Genomic DNA, 19,868 nt, shown 5'->3' on the forward strand with positions numbered 1-19,868 from the left:
CTCAATACCCCCAGACTTTTTGGCGATTTTTCAGGTACAACCACCCGGCCAGCATTCCCGCATAGATAATATGGCCCAGCCTCAGGCTAAATATGCAATTTAACTGCATCCATAGCGCCACACGGTCATTAAACAACGGTTTGATTTCCAGTTCCGGCCTGGGTGCCGGTTTTTTCAATAAACCATAAACCCGGGCGGTAAGATTGCTTTTCAAAACCCACAGCATGCCCACCGCCAGTCCGGTTTGGCCGGCCTCCCATAAACCCAAACCGGTGCGCCAACTGAACCGGTGCAAAGTGGTGCCGGCCAATAAATAGCGTTGGGCGGGATAAGTCGCCCGGTACAGCCCGGCCGCTATTTTATACAAATGCCAGGCCCGTCCGGGAGTGACGCGGGTTTTTTCCCTGGCCAGGGTGGAACCGGACCGCCCGGCCAGCCTGGCCCGCAGTTTAAGCACCGGTCGTAAAGCGCGGAAGCCCAAACCGGCGGAGGACAACCGCAGGCGCAATTTAACCAGGCCCCATAACAGCGTCAAGCGCACTCCGGTTACCGGCGTCGAAAGTTTGAGCGCACGGTCCGGGCCGGAATTTTCCTCGCTGTTGTAGGTGTATTTGATGCTGACAATAACCGGGGAAGCCAGCAATAAAAAAAACAGCACCAGGCCAACGCCGGTAACAAGTAAAATCCACATGTTTTACCCCTTGCCTTATTTTGCCGGCGCCTCCGCATAATTATACGTATCAAAATTGTTATGCCCTGCAAAAATCTTTAGGGCATAACAATTTGTTTATCTATCATAAACCGCCCAGAGGACTCCCTCCTATATGTTGTATTGATCTAACATTTTATTTTATAATTTAGCCTGAGGGGGTTGGATAAGCGGCGTGGAAGAACTGTTTTTTGGTGCAGCCAATATAAATTCACCACTCCGGAAGGTAGACATTCGCATTAAGATAGTGGCTATTATGAGCTTTGTAGTTATATCATCTACACTCGGGTCATATTCAGTACTTTCTATGGCTGCAGTATTTGTACTTTTTTTAACGGCCATTTCAAAGATACAACTCTCCTTTCTGATTAAGAGATTGTTTTGGCTTTTTCCGTTTACAGGAGTATTGGTATTGCTTTTTCCCTTTGTCATTCCAGGGGTACCCATATGGCAAGTCAATACCGGCTTTGCAACCCTTACTGCATCGGATGCCGGTTTGCAACGGGCAGTTGTACTATCGCTGCGGGTTATTGTGGCCGTACTTTCAATAAACCTTTTAACGGCTAATACCGCCTTCAGGGATCTGATGGCCGGTTGTAAGGACCTGAGGATACCGCCCATTATTATCCATCTTATAGAATTCACTGTAAGATTTATGTTTATTCTGGTTGATGAACTGCAGCGTATGCGGATTGCCCAGCGTTCCAGAGGATTCCAATCAGGCAAGAGTCTTTTTCATAGGCATACTTTTAGAGCATTAGGGCAGTTAATAGGTATCCTTTTTATCAGGGCCTCAAAGCGAAGTGAGCGAGTATATAATGCCATGTTAGCCAGAGGTTTTACCGGTGAAATGAAAACTAGATCTCATTTTTGTTTAAAAATATATGATTTATGGTGGGGCTTCACTATTTTGGCTGCGGGATTAAGCTTGAAATTGGTAGAATTTATGACCGGCTAATTTATACCTATGAACTATTCATAAAAATTTTTTTTAAATTGAACTTTCAATGAAGGAAAATTACAAATTGCATAGAATGAAATTGCATAGAATGAAATTGCATAGAATGTTAGTTGTTACTTATAGAATGTATAACTGGTGGAAAGAAACCACCAAATAAAATGAGAATATGTTTTTTTAACATACCACGAAGGTATATCCCTGTACGAAACAGGGGGTTACTTCGTGGTTTTTTTATTGAAGGAAGGTGATAAATGAGAGTCGCTATAGTAAATTAGATGTTCAACGAGGTAAATAGGGAAACTAATTATTATTTATAAAAGAAAAGGGGGTTGATGCAGTGCATATACCAGATGGATTTTTGGATGTGAAAACTTGGGTCAGTACCTACGCATTAAGTGCAGGTGCCTTAGGTTATAGCATAAAAAAATCAAGGGAAGTTTTGAACGACCGGCTGATACCTAAATTAGGGATTATAGCTGCATTTATTTTCGCTGCCCAGATGGTCAACTTTCCGATTGCGGGAGGTACCTCCGGACATCTTTTAGGGGCAGCTCTGGCGACAATCCTATTGGGGCCTTTCAATGGCTGCCTGATAATTTCAACTGTACTAATTATCCAGTGTATTGCATTTCAGGATGGCGGCCTGACGGCACTTGGGGGTAATATCTTCAACATGGCAGTTGTGGGAGTTATCACAGCATACTTGATATACTCTCTGCTCTCAAAAATTTTACCTGGTAGCACAGGTAGGAATATAGCCGTCTTCCTGGCGTCCTGGGCTTCAGTAGTTATGGCTGCGTTTGCGGCTACGGTTGAATTAGCAACGTCAAACACAGTTCCCTTTAGTGTTGCATTCCCGGCCATGGTGGGTATTCACATGCTGATCGGTATTGGTGAGGGTTTGATTACTGTAGTGGTTATTAATTTCGTTGAAAAAGTTGGTTTTGTAGATGCAGGTCCCGCTGTTAAATCCAATTGTGAGGTGAAAACGAATGGGTAACCTGGCTAAGGTTTTTATCGCAGCCCTTATAGTAGCAGCTTGTCTCTCGCCTTTTGCCTCACCTCATCCTGACGGGCTGGAAAGGGTGGCGGAGGACAAGGGTTTCCTTGAGAAGGGCGAGGGAAAAGAGGTAATTACATCTCCGATTCCGGATTATCTGTTCCCGGGCATTGGAAACGAATCGCTAGCTACATCCGCAGCGGGAGTAGTGGGTACATTGCTTACCTTCGGGGTAATGTACGGTTTGGCAAAGGCGGTGGGAAAAAAGAACTCACAAACTGGTTAAAATAAATATTGCACAACTGACTTAATGGATAGTTGTTTGGCAGTATAATATTATTGCTTTCACGAAATAACCTCCATATAAGATAAGAATAAGGTAAGAGGCCGGCTTCTTTTTGAAAAGCCGGCCTCTTAGTTAAATATATTAGTGCTCGTGAGTGTGATCTGCGTGATCGTGTTCGTGATGAACTTCAACCCCTGGCACGTGTCCGTGTTCATGTTCATGCTCGTGTGTGTGGGTTATAGCCGGGTGTTCATGTTCATGTTCATGCACCTCATCTCCATGCATGTGCCTGTGTGTGTGCCGCACCGCAGGATGGGTATGTTCATGCACGTGTTTCACCTTTTCGACCATTACGGTCCCCCCCTTCATGAAGGTTCGCTGCCGTTCGTCGGAGCGTTTCTGATTAAATTATACCTCTTTTTCCCTCTCCTGTCTAACAGTTAGTATTACTAATTATTAGTTTAATTATCCGCATTAAAGCACATTTTTCGCACCTACCCCACCAAAGATATTCAGCAGGTAAACAAAAAAATCATTGATCTTGACTTGAAGTTTTTATATAATATCCTTGAAAGTTGCAGTCACGGATGCCGCTTTCTTTAACGGTGATAAGTGGAGAAAGTGCACTTTTAGGGCCACGGAGGTCCTGTCCACATTACGGCAGGGTTTATGTGGCTTTTTTGATTTATAAATGGGAGAGAGCATTGTCATGGAAATTATGCTCTCATATAAAGGCCTTAAATGCAGGTTAAGGGATGGATGTGTTGGCCACGGTATGTTCCTGCAAGCATTGGAAATTGGGGGTTGGTAATGGCTAATGTCGTTGAAGTAAATGACCTTAGTTTTGTATATCCGGATGGCAGCAGGGCTTTAAACGGCATATCCTTTTCCATCAGGGAAGGTTCGCGAGTAGCCATCCTGGGGCCTAATGGGGCTGGCAAATCCACCCTTCTTTTGCACTTGAACGGATTGAACCTGCCCCAGCAAGGTACGGTAAGGGTTTTGGAAAGGAAAGTGGACAGGAAAACCGAAAAATGGGTACGTACCGTGGTGGGGATGGTTTTTCAGGACCCGGACGATCAAGTGTTTTCAGCTACGGTATGGGATGATGTGGCCTTTGGACCTTTAAACATGGGCTTGGCTGATGACGAAATTGTGTCGCGGGTAGAAAGGGCCTTGCAGGCAGTGGGAATGTTTGAGCACAGGGATAAACCCCCTTACAACTTGAGCTACGGCCAAAAAAAGCGAGTGGCTATTGCCGGAGTATTGGCCATGGAACCCAAAGTTATTGTATTGGATGAGCCCAATGCGTTTTTAGACCCTGCAGGGAAAAAGCAGGTGGTGCGCATCCTTGAAAACCTGCATCAAAGGGGAATAACCATTATCATTGCCACCCACGATGTGGATTTGGCCGCCGAATGGGCAGATCAGGTGATTATTATAAAAGATGGCAAAATAATAGCTGAGGGCGAGCCATGGCTGTTAACGGATAAGAAATTAGTGGAGGAAGCCAGCCTGAGATATCCGTTAGTGGCCCAGATATTTCTTGCCATGCCGGAATTTAAAATTAACCCGGTACCCCTGACCGTGGAGCAGGCTATAAAGGCGATGCGTCGTTTTTTAAATGCACAAATTAGCAACAAGGCCATTCTTTAAAAAATGGAAAGCTGATTCAAATTAAAGTGGGGCCTGAAATTATTGACCATGAAGGTCTTTCATCTTGCTTGAAGCTAGATGGGTCTTCATGGTTTTTCATTTTATAGTGGTATTGAAAGGCTGGGCTTTTATGGTTTTATTTTTTATTTCTACAACTGATATAAGAGGGTGATTTGAATTTTAAGTATATTCTCATTATGCAATACAAAACTGTTTGACGTTCTCGGGCAGTCGATCGGAAAAGAACTTAACATCTTTTTAAAAGACCGGTTGCTGTACAATCACTGCCTGCGTGTGGCAAACCATGCCGCTCGTCTCGCTTCGGTTCTGGGTTTGATGGAGGAACAGCAAAAAGTAATTTATTATGCCGGCCTGCTTCACGACATCGGCAAAATCATGGTAAAAAAGTCTATTCTTTATAAGCCATCCGCCTTGACGGTTCAGGAAAGACGAATTATTGAAAAGCATACTTGCTGGGGAGAATTAATTTTACATAACGTTTACTTTTTGAAACCGGTTTTACCGGTAGTTTTGCACCACCATGAACGCTTTGACGGTACCGGTTACCCTTCTAAACTGAAAGGGGACGACATACCGTTGGGAGCCAGAATACTTAGCGTTGCCGATGCCTTTGATGCCATGACCTCCCCACGTATTTACCGTAAAACGTTAGCGCATAAAGATGCCCTGGAGGAATTGAGAATGTGCAGTGGTAAACAATTTGATCCTCTTGTCGTAAAGGCCTTCATTGGGTCCTGGCCATCTAATACCAAACTTGCGGGCAAAATAGTTGGTTATCCAATTAATATGTTCGAAATACCGCCAACGACAAAGGACGGATAACCTTGAGACATTCTTTAACGCAATTATTAACGCGGTGGTTTTTGATTTTTGCCTTCTTGCCCGCAGTTATCTTCGGTTACGCTGCATGTAAGTATATGATAGTAGCTACTGAACACTCTACTGCTGTGATTCTCAACAGTACATGCCAAAAAGATGCGGAGTTTATCGCTTTCTGGTTTCAAGAACGTCTTGATGACCTGAGAAAAGTGATACCTACCGGTCCTGTAAAATCACTGCCGGTTCTGGAAACCGAACTCAAAAAAGCAAAAGCTGAAATTAATGGCTGCACGCGTGTTGCCTGCGCAGATATGAAAGGAGTTGTTCTGGCAGATTCCGCCGGGAGGGTTGGGGATAACGTTTCGGCTTTAAAATGGTTTGAAGCGGTAACAAGTGGGCAGGTCCACGAAACGGCAATTTTTACGGACCCTGACAGACGGGCTATGATTATTGCCATGCCTGTTCATGCCGGCGATGTGCAGGTGGTATGGGCGGAATTTGATGTTAAGCTATTTCATTCCATATTGCAACAGAGTCACCTGGAGCAAATCAGCCATCTTGATTCATCCGGCCAGAAGAGATGGCTATACGGATTTGGCTATCGTTCTAAAAAACCGGAATGGGATGAAATAAGAATATATTTACTGAGACCGGATGGCCGGGTTTTAGTTGAACTGGATAATCATTCAGGTGCAAAGGTTTCCAGCCCCCAATCGCTTCCAGATACTGCTACAAAGGCTGAATCCGAAGTTATGCGCTGGCTTCAAAACAAAAGTTCCGGATATGGTACTTACATCAACCGGCATGGGGAAAAAGTGCTTGCTGCGTGCCGGTGGATACCCGATCCCGGGATGATGCTGGTTGTAGAGGAGAAAAGAAAAGATGTCCTGCGCGGACTTTATTCCCAGGGCTCTACCATGATTTTGCTGGCCTTGTTGTTGATGGTACTGTTAACTGTCCCTTTGAGTACCATCGTAACTCAAAGAGTGACTGAGCCGTTGCGCCAACTGGCCAAAGAGGCCGACAAGATTGCCGCGGGTCACTTCGGGCACCAAATTGCAGTTACTTCCCGGGGAGAAGTTGAGATGTTGTCCCGGGCTTTTAACGAGATGTCTTTACGCTTGCAAGAATTCTATGCCCGGCTTACCCGGCAGATAGAACTGCTGGCGCAGCAAAAAGAAGAAATCATTAAACGCAACCAAGAGCTCGAGGCGCTCCAGGAGCAACTTAAAGAGAACCAGGCAGAGCTTGAGGAAAAGAACCTTCGTCTTGAGGAAATAGCTCATATTGATGAGCTTACCCAGGTCCTTAACCGCCGCGCATTAATGGAGCGGACCATGCTCGAATTGGAGCGGGCGCACAGGTATGCGCAGCCGGTGGCAATGATCATGATGGATGTGGATAAGTTTAAACAGATCAATGATAACTGCGGGCACGCGTACGGAGATCTTGTGCTCAGTGACCTGGCCAAGTTGATTAAAACAACTGCCCGTGTATCCGACGTTGTGGGACGCTATGGAGGAGATGAATTTGTTGTTGTTTTGCCCAATACGGATGAGGAGGCGGCATTTTCCTTTGCCCGAAGGGTTATTGAAAAAGTGAACAAGCATTCTTTTATCACTCCATTAGGGAGATTAGAGATAGGCGTAAGCCTTGGGGTTTCGGTATGGCAACCGGATAACGGTAACGGTAACCTTGAAGAACGAATGCGGGTATTACTGCACCAGGCCGACATGGCTTTGTTGGAGTCAAAACGGCAAGGCCGCAACCGGGCTACATTGTACAGTAAGCATCATTAGGGTTGCAAAACAAGATTTTTCGCTTGTCAAACCCCGAAATAGCTCAAAACCAGCAAAAATGGCAGAGAAATCCTGTTCTGCAACAATACTGATATTCACTTCCAATAATCCAGGCCCACGTTGCGCCGGGCCCGATCCAGGTAAACCGCCCCCCGCCTCCCGCGCTTTTTGCGCACCCCGGCGCAAGGTTTCCGGGGCCACCAGTACCCCGACCACGATCATGCCCAACCAGATGTAATTGACCATGCTTGTAATCTCCTTGTATTATGGTATATTTAATCAATATGACCGGGTTGTCCCAAATATAAAAAAATCCGGGCCGGTTTCCAGCCCGGGTTCTATGTCACCCAGTTTTATTTAATTCCTTCCCGCTTATTCCGACATCCTCAAGCTCGTCCTGCTGCAACAGCCCCCTGGTGTAAGCGCTGATGATGTCCGTTCTGGACAACAGCCCGACGACTTTTTTTTCGTTACCGGGATCAATAACCGGCAGTCGTCCGACATCGTGTTCGTTCATCCTTTTAACCGCCACGCTGATCGGCTCGTATGGCGTAACGGTCACCAGGTCGTGCGCGGCGATTTCTTGCACCGGTCTGTTCCCATCCCCGCCGGCAATTGCCTTTTCCAGTTCGTTCCGTGTAATAATACCACAAATATGCCCATGTCCGTTGATCACTGGAAAGCCCCGGTGGGGGCTGCCATGTACCAGTTTCCATGCTTCTTTGCAAGCAAAACCGGCGGGAATGGTTTCAATTTGGGCGGTCATCACATCCTTGACCAGCACGTTTTTCAGAATGTCGGGCCTCCTGGCGGCCTCAACGTCCAGGCCGCGCCTGATCAATTTAACCACATAGACATTGCTGGGGTATAATGTTTTAGCCACCACCGAACTGGTAATGCAGGCGATCATGGTGGGCAAAATGATGTGGTAATCGTTGCTCATCTCAAAGAGCATAATGATTGCCGTGATCGGGGCGTGAGCGCTGCCCGCAATCACACCCCCCATGCCCACCAGCGCGTACGCGGCGGGAATTTCGGCAACGTCGGGAAATAAGAAGTGGAAAAGATAGCCCAGTGTAGCGCCCAGCATGGTGCCCATGAACAACCCGGGTGCGAAAACGCCGCCGGAACCACCGGAGCCTATAGTAATGGAGGTAGCCAGCAATTTTAAAATCAACAGTGCTGCCGCAGTTTCCAAGGCCATTTTGCCGGCAATCGCGGCTTCAATACTTTCAAATCCCACTCCGAAAACATGCGGCGCGAACAGGCCGATGCAGCCCACAAACAATCCCCCAAGTGCGGGCTTCAAATATTCGGGTACCTGTTTGATTAAATTAAACATGTCCTCGATTTTATAAAAAACTTTGATGTAATAAACCGAGAACAGGCCGCATGCCACCCCCAGTAGAGCGTAAAGAAACAGTTCCAGCGGGTGATTGAGCGGGTATGCCGGAACGGCGAATGCCGGGCTGGCGCCAAAAAAAATGATGCCGACAACCGCGGCGGCGACGGATGAAATGATGACAAGCACCAGGTGATTGCCGGTAAAATCCCCCAGGATTACTTCCAAGGCAAACAACACGCCGCCAATGGGTGCGTTAAATGTTGCGGCAATGCCGCCGGCGGCGCCACATGCGACCAGTGCCCTCATTTTACGGGACGGCACCTTGAATAGTTGGCCCAGTGTGGAGCCAATGGCCGCACCGATGTGCACAATGGGCCCGACGCGGCCGGCTGAACCACCGGACCCGATGCACACCGCGGAAGCTAAAATTTTAAGCGGCACCACCCTGGGACGGATATAACCCCCGCGCACGGTCACCGAAGCGATGACCTCCCCGACGCCGGGTCCTTTCACCTCCCTGGCGAAAAAATATGTAATTGGTCCTACCACCAGGCCCCCCAGCGCGGGTAAAAGGATCACGTAATAATGCCCCAGAAATGGTAGCCACTGTTCCCCCCGGCCGAAAAACACCGCCTCGAAAAGAGCGATCATTTTACGGAAGGCAACCGCGGCCAATCCGGTGCAAATGCCGGTAGTTACGGCCAGGGTCACCCGGTAAAGTTGTTCGTAAAACCCGGCGGCGCCTCCATTGTTTTTATCTTCGCCATCCAGTAAACTAATCATTTATATCACCGCAAACAAAGAAATAGGGTATCGCCTTCCCTGACTCAAATTGGCCTTTTCTTTATTATATTGCATAACCCGGACCGGCGCACCCTTTCGTGGATTGCCGCGGTGTCTGTTGTATACAGCCCCCTTTGTTTCATCCTTTCAAAATAAACAGACCCCGAAAAGGTGTATTTTTTGGCCAGCCCCTCCGGTTGTTTGATCTCCCGGTGCATAAAGCTGATTATGTCACCGGCGGCCAGGTCATCCGGCAGCGCCAACGGTTCCTTGCCGGCAAGCAGGCGCACGGCGTTGTGCCCGGCCAGCCTGGCCCGCAGTTTAAGCACCGGTCGTAAAGCGCGGAAGCCCAAACCGGCGGTGGACAACCGCAGGCGCAATTTAACCAGGCCCCATAACAGCGTCAAGCGCACTCCGGTTACCGGCGTCGAAAGTTTGAGCGCACGGTCCGGGCCGGAATTTTCCTCGCTGTTATAGGTGTATTTGATGCTGATAATAACCGGGGAAGCCAGCAATAAAAAAAACAGCACCAGGCCAACGCCGGTAACAAGTAAAAAAATCCACATGTTTTACCCCTTGCCTTATTTTGCCGGCGCTGCCCGGCAAATATGCGCACCGTCACAGTATATTTTAAAAATGGGACGGTTATATTTAACAAAGCACCTGTCCCAATAGATTTAGCTTTACTTCCAATAATCCAGGCCCACGTTGCGCCGGGCCCGCTCCAGGTAAACCGCCCCCGCCTCCCGCGCTTTTTGTGCACCACGGCGCAAGGTTTCCAGCACATAAGGTTTATTTGCAGCCAGTCTTTCCCGTTCTTTCCGGTACGGGGCGAAATACTCCCAGATGACGCCAAACAGTTCCTTCTTGACCTCCCCGTATTTAAGGCCGGGAGTCAGAAACCGCTCTTTAAGCGCGGCTTTTTCCTGTTCGCTTAAAAAGAGGGCATACAAGTCGAACAGCACATTGCCCTCAATGGGCTTTGGCTCGTCCACCGGAGTGGAATCGGTTTTGATGCTCATTACTTTTTTACGCAGGGTTTTTTCGTCGGCGAAGATTTCTATGGTATTCCCGTAAGACTTGGACATTTTTTGGCCGTCGATGCCCGGCACCAGGGCCACGTCTTCCGCTATGTCCGGCTCCGGGACGACAAATGTTTCCCCGTAAGTGTTGTTGAACCGGATGGCGATATCCCGGGCCACTTCCAGGTGCTGCTTTTGGTCCTTCCCCACCGGAACCTTTTCCCCGCCGAAAAGCAAAATATCCGCCGCCATCAGCACCGGGTAGGAAAACAACCCGTGGCTGGCCGGTATTCCCTTGGCTGTTTTGTCTTTATAGGAGTGGCAGCGTTCCAGAAGCCCCATTCCCGTGACGTTGGACAGCAGCCAGGTCAGCTCGGTCACCTCGGGCACATCGGACTGGACCCAGAACACCGATTTTTCCGGGTCAAGGCCCAGGGCCAGGAAATCACAGGCCGCTTCAAAAGTCCGTTGTCTCAATAAACCGGCGTCGAACACGGTAGTTAAAGCATGGTAGTTCACCAGAAAGCAAAACAATTCGTTGTTTTCCTGGTACTCCACCATTCTTCTCATCATCCCGAAATAATTGCCCAGGTGTAGCGATCCCGAAGGCTGGATACCCGATAAAACGCGCATAGCTGGTCCCCTTTTCCGTATGGTATGGATTTGCCTGCTTTAAGGCATTAAATTATTTTTGCTATAGCCAGTAATATATTAACAATAAAATTCACCACCGGCCACAGGATTTTTCCCAAAATCCCGGTGAAAAGCAATAAAAGCAAGATAATTGTACCGTACGTTTCCATCTGGTAGAGGAAATGGGATTGGCGCGGCAGCAGGCCGGCCAGTATTTTCGACCCGTCCAGGGGCGGCACCGGGATCAGGTTGAACACGGCCAAAACAACGTTAATCTGTAAAGCCAGCAGTAAAAAATAATACCCGTAAGGAATCAGGTGAGTTACTCCCGTGCCCAACAACAAGGCTGTAACCAGGGCCACCAGCAAATTGGCGGCAGGGCCGGCCAGCGCGATCATCAACATCCCCCGGGCGGGGTCGCCGCGCAGGTTGTAGGGATTGACCGGCACCGGCTTGGCCCAGCCGAACCGGAATAAAACCAGCATCAAGAATCCCACCGGATCGATATGCGCCAGGGGGTTCAGGGTCAGCCGGCCCTGGTACCTGGCCGTGCGATCGCCCAGGCGATCGGCCACCCACCCGTGGGCGAATTCATGAAAGGTCAGGCCCACCAGTATTGCCGGCAGCAAAAGCAGTAGTTCTCGCAGGCTGGGGAAATCTAACATTTCTTTTCTCCTCCGGTTACCCTGGACAGGTAATTACGCACAAAAAATTGTTCTTCCTCCTCGGTCCGCACATTGCCGTCCAGGCGCTCCCGCCATAGCGCGTCAAGCGTTTCCCTGTACAGGGGGCCGGGCGGGTAACCGAGTTTTTTAATATATTTTCCGTTAATCGTAGGTTTGCTATCCATTATGGTATTCAACAGTTGCCGGAATCGTTCCTTGATCCAGTCCTCTTCCAGAATAGCCAGCAACATGGGGTAGGATTCACGGGGCATTTCCAGCAGCACACCCGCCAGTTGACTGGTTTTAACATCCTCCGGAGCCTTCCAGATCATCGCTATGGCTTCGCGCCATCCCTTAAGGGCGGCCAGCACTTTCCCGGTCTGCCGTTTGCTCAGGTGATACCTTTCGCAAATCCCGCGGGCCACTTCCATATCCGACCAGTGCAGTGCAGCAATCAGGTGCGGCAGCCACTTTTCCGAAGTTTGAAAGTAACCCCATGAGTCAAGCAGGTCCATGGACTGGCTTAAATCCCTCAGCACCGGGTCGACTTCCCAGTAATTCACGCCCGGGAAAATAAAGGACCAGACCTTTAACTCCTCCAGGCGCCGCAACATCGGGGCCGCTTCCCTTTCCACCAGGATATGCTTCAGCTCTTCCCAGATGCGCTCGGGGGTCACCCGGGCCAGTACGGACTGGCGCACCGCTTCCTTTAAAAATTTAAGGGTTTGCTGTTCGATTTTAAAACCGTACCTTTGTTCAAAGCGGACGGCTCGAAGAATCCTGATGGGATCCTCAATGAAACTTAAATTATGCAGCACCCTGATCAGGCCCTGCTCCAGATCTTCCCGGCCGTTAAAAAAGTCAACGATATTGCCGAACTTTTTATCGTTTAAACACACGGCCATGGCGTTGATGGTAAAATCACGCCGGTACAGGTCCTGGTGCAGGGAAGAGCTCTCCACCTGGGGCAGGGCGGCCGGGTAAGCGTAAAACTCCAGCCTGGCGGTGGCCACGTCGATTTTAAATTCCTCTGAGAATACCACCTCGGCAGTGCCGAATTGCTTGTGCACCCTGACCCGGGCGCCATGGTGTTCGCCAAGGGCCTCGGCCAGCAAGATGCCGTCCCCTTCAACCACAAGGTCCACGTCCAGGCTGGCGTGGCCGAGCAAAACGTCCCGAACCAACCCCCCGGCGGCGTAAACCTTGTAATTCATCTCATCCGCTATTTTTCCCGCCTGCTTCAAAATACCCCACACCGTGGGGGACAAATTCTTGCGCATGATCCAGCTGATATTCCGACGGGTGAGCTGGGAACCGTTATTGTAGATGGTTTTGTGCCTGTTTTGCACTTCGCCGTGCAGCGTGCGCAGTACGTCGGTGCGGGAGACGATGCCCACCAGCTTGCCGTCATCAACCACAGGAACCCGCCCGATATCGTGGTTGATCATCAACTGCTGCACCTCGGAAACCGGCATGTCGCTCGGTACGGACACAACCCGCACGCTCATAAACCCTTTCACGGGAGCATGTCCCAGGCCGTGATGGTTGGCTTTTTCCACGTCGCGGCGGGAGATTACCCCAATCAGTTTGTCCCCTTTAACCACGGGCAAGCCGGTGTGCCCGTAGCGCAACATAATCGTGCCCGCCTCGGCGATACTCATTTCGGGGGTTACCGTTTTCACCGGCGAGGACATGATGTCGGCGGCACAAAGCGGCGGCCTGACCTTTTTATAAATCACATCCAGCAGTTCCCATACTATGTCCTCGACGTTTCCATTCTTTACAGTGGCGGATGCCGCACCGGCGTGCCCCCCTCCGCCAAAGTGTTTTAATATTTCGGCTACATTGGCCTGGGGGATACTGCTCCGGCCTGCAATATGCACCCGGTCGTCCATCTCGGCCAGGACAAAAACCACGTCGATGCGTTCAATTTCCGAGATCATGTGGTTGATCATGGACAGGCCGACCACAAATTCATCTGTTTTGGCCCGGGCCAGCAAAACTTTGACCCCGTTGATCTGGTGCAGGTCGGCATTATTGAGCAGTTCCTTAAGCAGCTTTTTCTGCTCGTCCGTCATCGGCCGGCCCAGAAATTCCGCCACCACCGCCAGGTTGGCGCCTTTTTTCAGCAGGTAGGAAACAGCTTCGGCATCCCGGTGCGTGGTATTGGTGAACATCAGCGACCCGGTATCGCCGTAAATGCCCAGGGCGAAGATGGTGGCCTCCAGGGATGTCAGGGATAAACCGGCTTCCTTGATTTTTTCCACCAGCAGGGTAACGGTCGCCCCCACCGGGTCAACCACTTCCACAGAACCCCTCACGTCGCCTTCCATCCAGGGGTGATGGTCGTAGATATGCACGTCGACCCCGGGTTTGCTTAAGATATCGCCGATTTTACCCACCCGGCGGGGGTTCTTGGTATCCACCATTACAACCCTTTTAACCTGCCCCAAATCAATTTGCCTGATGTTGTAAACGTTCAAGGTATCTTTATGCAGCGATACGAATTCTTCCACGTTGCGGGAAAGTTTGCCCGGCAGCACCATCTTGGCTTCCGGGTACAATTTTTGAGCCGCCACCATGGCGGCGAGACCGTCCATATCGGTATTGGTATGAGTGGTAATGATTTCCAAAACCCATCTTCCTCCACCGGACACAATTATTTTTGTTTGTCGCATTAGTTTCATATTATACCATATTTGCCCGCCCGGTGTGAAAAAAAATACCCTGCAGGTGTTCAAAAGACCCTGCGGGGCATTTTCCTCAGGCTCCGCATCCAGTGCTCCTTTCGCTCCAGAAAGCCACCGGATCACCTGCCGCTGTGGTGATTTGACAACTAATACCCGGCCCCGGCCAGTTGCACCACCTTCCGTTTGACCAGCCTCTCCGGCACCACATCGTTTCTGATCAAGTCTTCGTAGGTTTCCCTGGCTACGATAACATCGGCTTCGCCGTCCCTGACCAGTACCATGGCCGGCCGCGGCAGGCGGTTATAGTTCATGGACATGGAATAGTTATATGCTCCCGTGGCGGAAACGGCCAGGATATCGCCCGGGTTGACCGCGGGCAGATTGATGTCCCAAATCAACATGTCGCCCGACTCGCAGCACTTTCCGGCAATGGACACCGTTTCCTGCGGCTCCTCCGCCGCCCGGTTGGCAACCAGCGCCTCGTACCGTGACTGGTACATGGCCGGCCTGGGGTTGTCTGCCATTCCGCCGTCCACGGCCACGTACTTGCGGATACCCGGTATCTCCTTCACCGCGCCCACCGTATAAAGGGTGGTACCCGCAGGGCCGCTGATGGAACGGCCGGGTTCCACCATTACCCTGGGTACGGGAAGGCCATGTTTTTGAGCCTGTTCGCGTATCGATTGCATTACCGTTTCAGCGTAAGCTTCCACCGGCCGCGGTTCGTCACCCTCGGCATAATAGATGCCCAAACCGCCGCCCAGGTTCATTTCCTCGGGTGCCCAGCCGGTCTCCCGCCTTACCCCGGCGGCAAAACCCATCATCACTTCGGCGGCATGGGCGTAGGACTGCAGTTCAAAAATCTGCGAGCCGATATGGCAGTGCAGTCCCCTGACCCTGATATGCTCCATGTTCAGGGCCTTTTTAATTGCCTCCATGGCCTGGCCGTTTGCTATCACCATGCCGAACTTGCTGTCTATCTGCCCCGTCTTGATATACTCATGGGTGTGCGCTTCCACCCCCGGGGTCAGGCGCATGATTATATTGGCGCAAACCCCCGCCTCGCCGGCCAGGCGGTTCAACATTTCCAGTTCATAAGGGTTATCCACCATGATCCGGCCGACCTTGAAATCCAGGGCCATTTTCAGTTCGGTCACGGATTTGTTGTTGCCGTGAAAGTACACCCTTTCCATGGGGAACCGGGCCTTCCTGGCCGTATACAACTCCCCGCCCGATACCACGTCCAGGCTCAGGCCTTCCTCGGCGACAATGTGGCAAATCGCCAGGGTAAGCAATGTTTTCCCTGCGTAAATAACCACCCCGTCATATTTCTCAACGAATGCGCGGTAATAGCTGCGGCAGTTTTGGCGGAAATGCTCCTCGTCCAAAACATAAAGCGGCGTGCCGAACCGCCTTGCCAGTTCCACCGTATCGCACCCGCCTATTTCCAGGTGACCCTTGTCGTTGATCCGCATCGTACCCTGAAGTTTCATTAAACTTACTGCCTCCAATCAGCTGATATTATAAATTATGAAAAATGTATGCATGGCACTCCGCAAAACTGGTTCAGCAAATAAAAAAACCCCTTCCAAGCGGAGTGAAAGGCGGTCACCAGTGCAAAATGACCCTTTCCGTCTCGCCGGTGAATAGCCCTCCACCCGGAAACCCGCAGGAACGGGGCGTACCGGGTGACAGTCCGGCACCTGTTTAATGCCGGCCCAGCCCGGCGCTTTCGGGAATTACGCCGGACTTCGGCGGCTTGCCCTTTCACCCGGTTCATCGGATACCCGTTCCTCCACCGGAGTTACTCATGCAACCCGCGCCTCTACTCACCTCCCGGGCGGAGATGAGGTATTTATTTTTGGACATTGTAACATGATCCTTTTGCACAGTCAATTAAACATTACAGGGCGGCAAAAAATTTTGCCGCCCTGTAGGTACATAAATTTATATTTGAGGAAGATTTTTCAGCGATTTGGCGAGGACATCCTCGGGCAGCGGGTAATCCTCCAGTTTGCCCGCCAGGTACGCGTCGTAGGAAGGTAAATCCAGTAAACCATGCCCGCTGAGGTTGAACAAGATGGTCCGGGCTTCCCCGGCTTCCCTGGCGGCCAATGCCTCGTTAATGGCACACTGGATGGCGTGGGCCGATTCCGGCGCGGGTACAATGCCCTCGCTACGCGCAAACAACCTGGCTCCCTCAAAGACTGAAGTTTGACCCAGCGCGGTGGCCTCGATAATGCCGTCGTGCAGCAGCTGGCTCACCAGCGGCGAATCCCCGTGATAGCGCAGGCCGCCCGCATGAATGCCGGGGGGCATGAACTCCGAACCCAGGGTATACATGCTGAGCAGCGGCGTCAACCCCGCCACGTCCCCAAAGTCATAGCCGAATTGGCCGCGGGTTAGCGTCGGGCAGGCGGAAGGCTCCGCGGCGATCAACCTTATTTTGGCGCCGCGTACCAATTTATCATGCACAAAGGGGAAGGCCATGCCGCCGAAATTACTGCCCCCACCGCAGCAGGCAATCACCACGTCGGGGTACTCCCCGGCCTTGGCCATTTGTTCCTTTGCTTCCAGGCCGATGACGGTCTGGTGTAGCAGCACGTGGTTCAATACGCTGCCCAGGGCGTAGTTGGTATCGTCGCGCTGCGCCGCGACTTCCACCGCCTCGCTGATGGCAATGCCCAGGCTGCCCGGAGAATCGGGATCGACGGCAAGCACTTTCCGGCCCGCTTCCGTCTCGTCGCTGGGACTGGGCACCACGGTGGAACCGAATATCTGCATCATGGACCGGCGATATGGTTTTTGCTGGTAACTTACCTTGACCATGTAAACCCTGCATTCCATGCCAAAGAAATTGCAGGCCTGGCTGAGGGCCACACCCCATTGCCCGGCGCCGGTCTCCGTGGTCAGCCGGTTGATGCCTTCCTTTTTGTTATAATAAGCCTGCGGCACGGCGGTGTTCAGTTTATGACTGCCAGCCGGGCTTACGCCTTCATACTTGTAAAAAATTTTGGCCGGAGTGTCCAAGGCCTTTTCCAGGCGGCGGGCCCGGCAGAGCGGCGAAGGGCGCCAAAGCCGGTAAATTTCCCGCACTTCATCCGGAATCTCGATCCACCGCTCCTGGCTGACCTCCTGTTTGATCAATTCCATGGGAAAAATGGCGGACAGGTCTTCCGGGCCCACGGGCTGTTTGGTGGCCGGGTGCAGCGGCGGCTTGGGCAAATTCGGCATGTCGGCCTGGATGTTGTACCACTTTTCGGGCATTTCCTTTTCTGTGAGCAAGATTTTTACATCGCTCATCTCCACTTGCTCTCCTCTCTACTCGGGTTTTGGGGAATCAGATAAACCCATTGTAGAATATGGATTATTTTTCTGCAAGGGGACAATCAGCTAATTTTTTCTTTTTGTTCCAACAGGCCGCTCCAGCGCCCGCAGCGGTCGCCCCAGCGGGCGATGACCCGGCCGGATTCTGTAATCTCTACAACTTCGCAAACGTTGGGGCACCCGTCACAGGCAAATCCACCGGCATAAAAATCTCTGTCAACAATACCGAATCCCCTAAAACCGGTATTCTTCCGGCTGGTTGCCTCCCTGGCCAGCATGGCCGCCCCCAGCGCGCCCATTACGTTGAAGTAGGGCGGCACATGTATTTCCATGTCCAGGGCTTTTTCAAACGCCCGTTTCATTCCGACGTTGGCCGCTACGCCGCCCTGAAACACCACCGGCGGCAGTATTTCCTTGCCCTTGCCGACATTGTTCAAATAATTGCGGACCAGCGCGTCGCAAAGACCCGCCAGGATATCCTCCACGTTGTAGCCCATCTGCTGCTTGTGAATCATGTCGCTTTCCGCAAACACGGCGCAGCGCCCGGCAATTTGCACGGGCACCCTGGACCGCAGCGCCAGAGGACCGAATTCCTCGATATCAATGTTCAGCCTGGCGGCCTGCTGGTCCAGAAACGACCCGGTCCCGGCGGCGCAAACAGTATTCATGGCGAAGTCCGCCACAACGCCGTTGCGCAAAATAATGATTTTTGAATCCTGGCCGCCGATTTCCAGGATGGTTTGCACACCCGGTACCACATTTGAAGCGGCTATGGCATGGGTGGTAATCTCGTTCTTGATGATATCGGCGCCGGTAATCACGCCCGCCAGGTGTCTGCCGCTGCCCGTGGTTCCCACGCCCGTAATCTTTGTTTGCGGCGGCAGCGCTTCTTTCAACATTTTCAAACCCCGTTGCACCGCTTCAATGGGTTTCCCCCGGGTGCGCAGGTAAATGCTGTGTTTCACCGTTCCGTCCTCGCCCATAAATACCAGGTTGGTGCTGACCGAACCGACGTCAATGCCTAAATAACCGTACATTTTACCGAACCCTCCCTGATTTCTTTTTTTCTCATCAAAAGGTCTACAAATGCTTCCAACCTGGTTACCACTCCGGCGTCACCGGATTGCTCGTCCACAATCAGCGTCATCGTGGGAATACCCAGGTCTGCGCTGACCTTCGGTAAAATACTTTGGGCCACAATTTCCGGCATACAGGTAAACGGCAATAACTGGATTACCCCGTCAAATCCCTGTTCGGCGTAAAGCACGGTATTGCCGACAGTCTCCATGCCGTGGCCGCCCACAAAATGGCCAAGATATGCCAACGCCTTTTGCTTGGCCAGTTTACTGCTGCGCATGTTTTTGGCCAGCCCTAAAAACAGGTGATCGTTGATCCACTCGCTGAGGTGGATGGAACGGTCAACTTCCACCCCCATCCTGCCCAGCTTGCGCTCGATATCCTGGTTGGCAAATGGATCCAGCAGGGTATAGATCTCGCCCACCAGGCCCACACGCACAACCTTGCGTTGCCTGTCCAGCGGTACGGCGCGCATAATTTGGGCGGCCTTTTCCCTGGCCGCCGGCAATTCCTCCGGCGCTTTTACCGCGATAATCTCTTTCAACGCCCGGTTCAAAGCCAGGTCGGTTTCGCCCGCCGTTATTTCCCGCGGCCTCATGTAGTAGGCCATTTTTTCCAGTTCATCCACCGCCTGCGCCTTATGGTAACCGAACCGGACACCTCTAATTACCTGCCGCCACGAGCGGTTGCCGGTAATGTGTCTGATTTTGCCCAAAAGTTCACCAATGTGCTTTTCCGGCGGCTCCAGCACCACCAGCTGGTACTTGTACCCCAGGTCCTCCAGGATGGCGTGTTCCACCTGGGCGTAGTAGCCGAAACGGCAGGGACCGCACCCGCCCGCCATGACTATGGTGTCGGCCCCCAGCTCCGCCGCTTCCATAAAATTGCCCAGGTTCAGTTTCAGAGGCATGCAGGCAAACTCGGGAGCGTGCTTGACTCCAAACGACAACGTTTTTTTGCTTGACGGCGGGGGCAACACAACGTCAACTCCCAGGTATTCCAGCATGGCCTTGACACAAATCCACATATAGCCCATGTGGGGGTAGGTTACCTTCACGATCACCAACACCTTTTT

Annotated in this window: 18 protein-coding genes and 1 riboswitch; of the genes, 6 read left to right on the forward strand and 12 right to left on the reverse strand. The window is 51.4% G+C overall.

The genetic code is table 11. The annotated features are described in order from the left end of the window. Nucleotide 1: 1 nt before the first annotated feature. Nucleotides 2-691: a DUF2953 domain-containing protein gene (locus tag IT084_RS03470; RefSeq protein ID WP_195711146.1), complete on the reverse strand. Its 690-nt coding sequence runs from the start codon at nt 689-691 to the stop codon at nt 2-4. A 193-nt stretch (nt 692-884) separates the two neighbouring features. Here IT084_RS03470 and cbiQ point away from each other — a divergent pair, with 193 nt between their 5' ends. The 3 genes from cbiQ to IT084_RS03485 all read left to right on the forward strand — a co-directional run bounded on the left by cbiQ (nt 885) and on the right by IT084_RS03485 (nt 2,956). Continuing rightward, a complete protein-coding gene (cbiQ, locus tag IT084_RS03475; protein WP_195711148.1) occupies nt 885-1,667 on the forward strand; it encodes a cobalt ECF transporter T component CbiQ in 783 nt (260 codons plus the stop codon). 340 nt (nt 1,668-2,007) lie between these two features. Continuing rightward, nucleotides 2,008-2,670 carry an energy-coupling factor ABC transporter permease gene (locus IT084_RS03480; protein ID WP_195711150.1) on the forward strand — a complete coding sequence of 221 codons (663 nt, stop codon included), beginning with the start codon at nt 2,008-2,010 and terminating at the stop codon, nt 2,668-2,670. After that, nucleotides 2,663-2,956 carry a PDGLE domain-containing protein gene (locus IT084_RS03485; protein ID WP_195711152.1) on the forward strand — a complete coding sequence of 98 codons (294 nt, stop codon included), beginning with the start codon at nt 2,663-2,665 and terminating at the stop codon, nt 2,954-2,956. Before IT084_RS03480 ends, IT084_RS03485 begins: the two co-directional genes overlap by 8 nt. Nucleotides 2,957-3,097: 141 nt before the next feature. Here IT084_RS03485 and IT084_RS03490 read toward each other — a convergent pair whose 3' ends face one another. Then, nucleotides 3,098-3,325 (reverse strand): hypothetical protein, encoded by a 228-nt coding sequence (locus tag IT084_RS03490; protein WP_195711154.1) that lies wholly within the window; start codon nt 3,323-3,325, stop codon nt 3,098-3,100. 441 nt (nt 3,326-3,766) lie between these two features. Here IT084_RS03490 and IT084_RS03495 point away from each other — a divergent pair, with 441 nt between their 5' ends. From IT084_RS03495 to IT084_RS03505, 3 genes are all read left to right on the forward strand, one after another. Next, complete coding sequence (locus tag IT084_RS03495) at nt 3,767-4,612, forward strand: ATP-binding cassette domain-containing protein (RefSeq protein WP_195711156.1); 846 nt, start codon at nt 3,767-3,769, stop codon at nt 4,610-4,612. Nucleotides 4,613-4,864: 252 nt separating this feature from the next. Continuing rightward, nucleotides 4,865-5,455: an HD-GYP domain-containing protein gene (locus IT084_RS03500; RefSeq protein WP_395879400.1), complete on the forward strand. Its 591-nt coding sequence runs from the start codon at nt 4,865-4,867 to the stop codon at nt 5,453-5,455. A 95-nt stretch (nt 5,456-5,550) separates the two neighbouring features. Continuing rightward, the gene (locus IT084_RS03505) at nt 5,551-7,251 is read left to right on the forward strand and encodes a diguanylate cyclase (protein ID WP_195711160.1); all 1,701 of its coding nucleotides are present in this window, start codon (nt 5,551-5,553) and stop codon (nt 7,249-7,251) included. Here IT084_RS03505 and IT084_RS03510 read toward each other — a convergent pair. From IT084_RS03510 to IT084_RS03555, 10 genes are all read right to left on the reverse strand, one after another. Next, complete coding sequence (locus tag IT084_RS03510) at nt 7,201-7,497, reverse strand: hypothetical protein (protein ID WP_195711162.1); 297 nt, start codon at nt 7,495-7,497, stop codon at nt 7,201-7,203. The two genes, IT084_RS03505 and IT084_RS03510, sit on opposite strands and share 51 nt — an antisense overlap. Before the next feature lie 97 nt (nt 7,498-7,594). Further along, nucleotides 7,595-9,379, reverse strand: a complete 1,785-nt coding sequence (locus IT084_RS03515; RefSeq protein ID WP_195711164.1) for a chloride channel protein — start codon at nt 9,377-9,379, stop codon at nt 7,595-7,597. Between the two features lie 44 nt (nt 9,380-9,423). Further along, nucleotides 9,424-9,945, reverse strand: a complete 522-nt coding sequence (locus IT084_RS03520; RefSeq protein WP_195711166.1) for a hypothetical protein — start codon at nt 9,943-9,945, stop codon at nt 9,424-9,426. A 117-nt stretch (nt 9,946-10,062) separates the two neighbouring features. Next, nucleotides 10,063-11,034: a tryptophan--tRNA ligase gene (trpS, locus tag IT084_RS03525; protein ID WP_195711168.1), complete on the reverse strand. Its 972-nt coding sequence runs from the start codon at nt 11,032-11,034 to the stop codon at nt 10,063-10,065. Nucleotides 11,035-11,081: 47 nt separating this feature from the next. Beyond that, entirely contained in the window at nt 11,082-11,699 is a 618-nt protein-coding gene (locus tag IT084_RS03530; RefSeq protein ID WP_195711170.1) for a site-2 protease family protein, read from the reverse strand. Then, the gene (locus tag IT084_RS03535; protein WP_195711172.1) at nt 11,693-14,332 is read right to left on the reverse strand and encodes a CBS domain-containing protein; all 2,640 of its coding nucleotides are present in this window, start codon (nt 14,330-14,332) and stop codon (nt 11,693-11,695) included. Before IT084_RS03535 ends, IT084_RS03530 begins: the two co-directional genes overlap by 7 nt. 203 nt (nt 14,333-14,535) lie before the next feature. Beyond that, nucleotides 14,536-15,882 carry a diaminopimelate decarboxylase gene (gene lysA, locus IT084_RS03540; protein WP_195711174.1) on the reverse strand — a complete coding sequence of 449 codons (1,347 nt, stop codon included), beginning with the start codon at nt 15,880-15,882 and terminating at the stop codon, nt 14,536-14,538. A 146-nt stretch (nt 15,883-16,028) separates the two neighbouring features. After that, nucleotides 16,029-16,225, reverse strand: a riboswitch (Lysine riboswitch). Between the two features lie 111 nt (nt 16,226-16,336). After that, nucleotides 16,337-17,692, reverse strand: coding sequence for a TrpB-like pyridoxal phosphate-dependent enzyme (locus IT084_RS03545; protein ID WP_195711176.1), 1,356 nt, complete (start codon nt 17,690-17,692; stop codon nt 16,337-16,339). 86 nt (nt 17,693-17,778) lie between these two features. After that, entirely contained in the window at nt 17,779-18,753 is a 975-nt protein-coding gene (locus IT084_RS03550) for an acyl-CoA dehydratase activase (protein WP_195711177.1), read from the reverse strand. Beyond that, nucleotides 18,738-19,850: a CoA protein activase gene (locus tag IT084_RS03555; protein ID WP_195711178.1), complete on the reverse strand. Its 1,113-nt coding sequence runs from the start codon at nt 19,848-19,850 to the stop codon at nt 18,738-18,740. The genes IT084_RS03550 and IT084_RS03555 overlap by 16 nt, the downstream gene beginning before the upstream one ends. Between the last annotated feature and the right edge of the window lie 18 nt (nt 19,851-19,868).

It is taken from the genome of Desulfallas sp. Bu1-1 (assembly GCF_015594625.1).
GTDB lineage: Bacteria > Bacillota > Desulfotomaculia > Desulfotomaculales > Desulfallaceae > JADNRQ01.

Bases quoted from the DNA above. Each gene is read 5' to 3' on its own strand.
- IT084_RS03490 (WP_195711154.1), bottom strand. From the start codon at position 3,325: ATGAAGGGGGGGACCGTAATGGTCGAAAAGGTGAAACACGTGCATGAA.
- lysA (WP_195711174.1), bottom strand. From the start codon at position 15,882: ATGAAACTTCAGGGTACGATGCGGATCAACGACAAGGGTCACCTGGAA.
- IT084_RS03545 (WP_195711176.1), bottom strand. From the start codon at position 17,692: ATGAGCGATGTAAAAATCTTGCTCACAGAAAAGGAAATGCCCGAAAAG.
- IT084_RS03485 (WP_195711152.1), top strand. From the start codon at position 2,663: ATGGGTAACCTGGCTAAGGTTTTTATCGCAGCCCTTATAGTAGCAGCT.
- IT084_RS03515 (WP_195711164.1), bottom strand. From the start codon at position 9,379: ATGATTAGTTTACTGGATGGCGAAGATAAAAACAATGGAGGCGCCGCC.
- IT084_RS03520 (WP_195711166.1), bottom strand. From the start codon at position 9,945: ATGTGGATTTTTTTACTTGTTACCGGCGTTGGCCTGGTGCTGTTTTTT.
- IT084_RS03510 (WP_195711162.1), bottom strand. From the start codon at position 7,497: ATGGTCAATTACATCTGGTTGGGCATGATCGTGGTCGGGGTACTGGTG.
- IT084_RS03470 (WP_195711146.1), bottom strand. From the start codon at position 691: ATGTGGATTTTACTTGTTACCGGCGTTGGCCTGGTGCTGTTTTTTTTA.
- IT084_RS03550 (WP_195711177.1), bottom strand. From the start codon at position 18,753: ATGTACGGTTATTTAGGCATTGACGTCGGTTCGGTCAGCACCAACCTG.
- IT084_RS03530 (WP_195711170.1), bottom strand. From the start codon at position 11,699: ATGTTAGATTTCCCCAGCCTGCGAGAACTACTGCTTTTGCTGCCGGCA.
- IT084_RS03505 (WP_195711160.1), top strand. From the start codon at position 5,551: ATGATAGTAGCTACTGAACACTCTACTGCTGTGATTCTCAACAGTACA.
- IT084_RS03495 (WP_195711156.1), top strand. From the start codon at position 3,767: ATGGCTAATGTCGTTGAAGTAAATGACCTTAGTTTTGTATATCCGGAT.
- trpS (WP_195711168.1), bottom strand. From the start codon at position 11,034: ATGCGCGTTTTATCGGGTATCCAGCCTTCGGGATCGCTACACCTGGGC.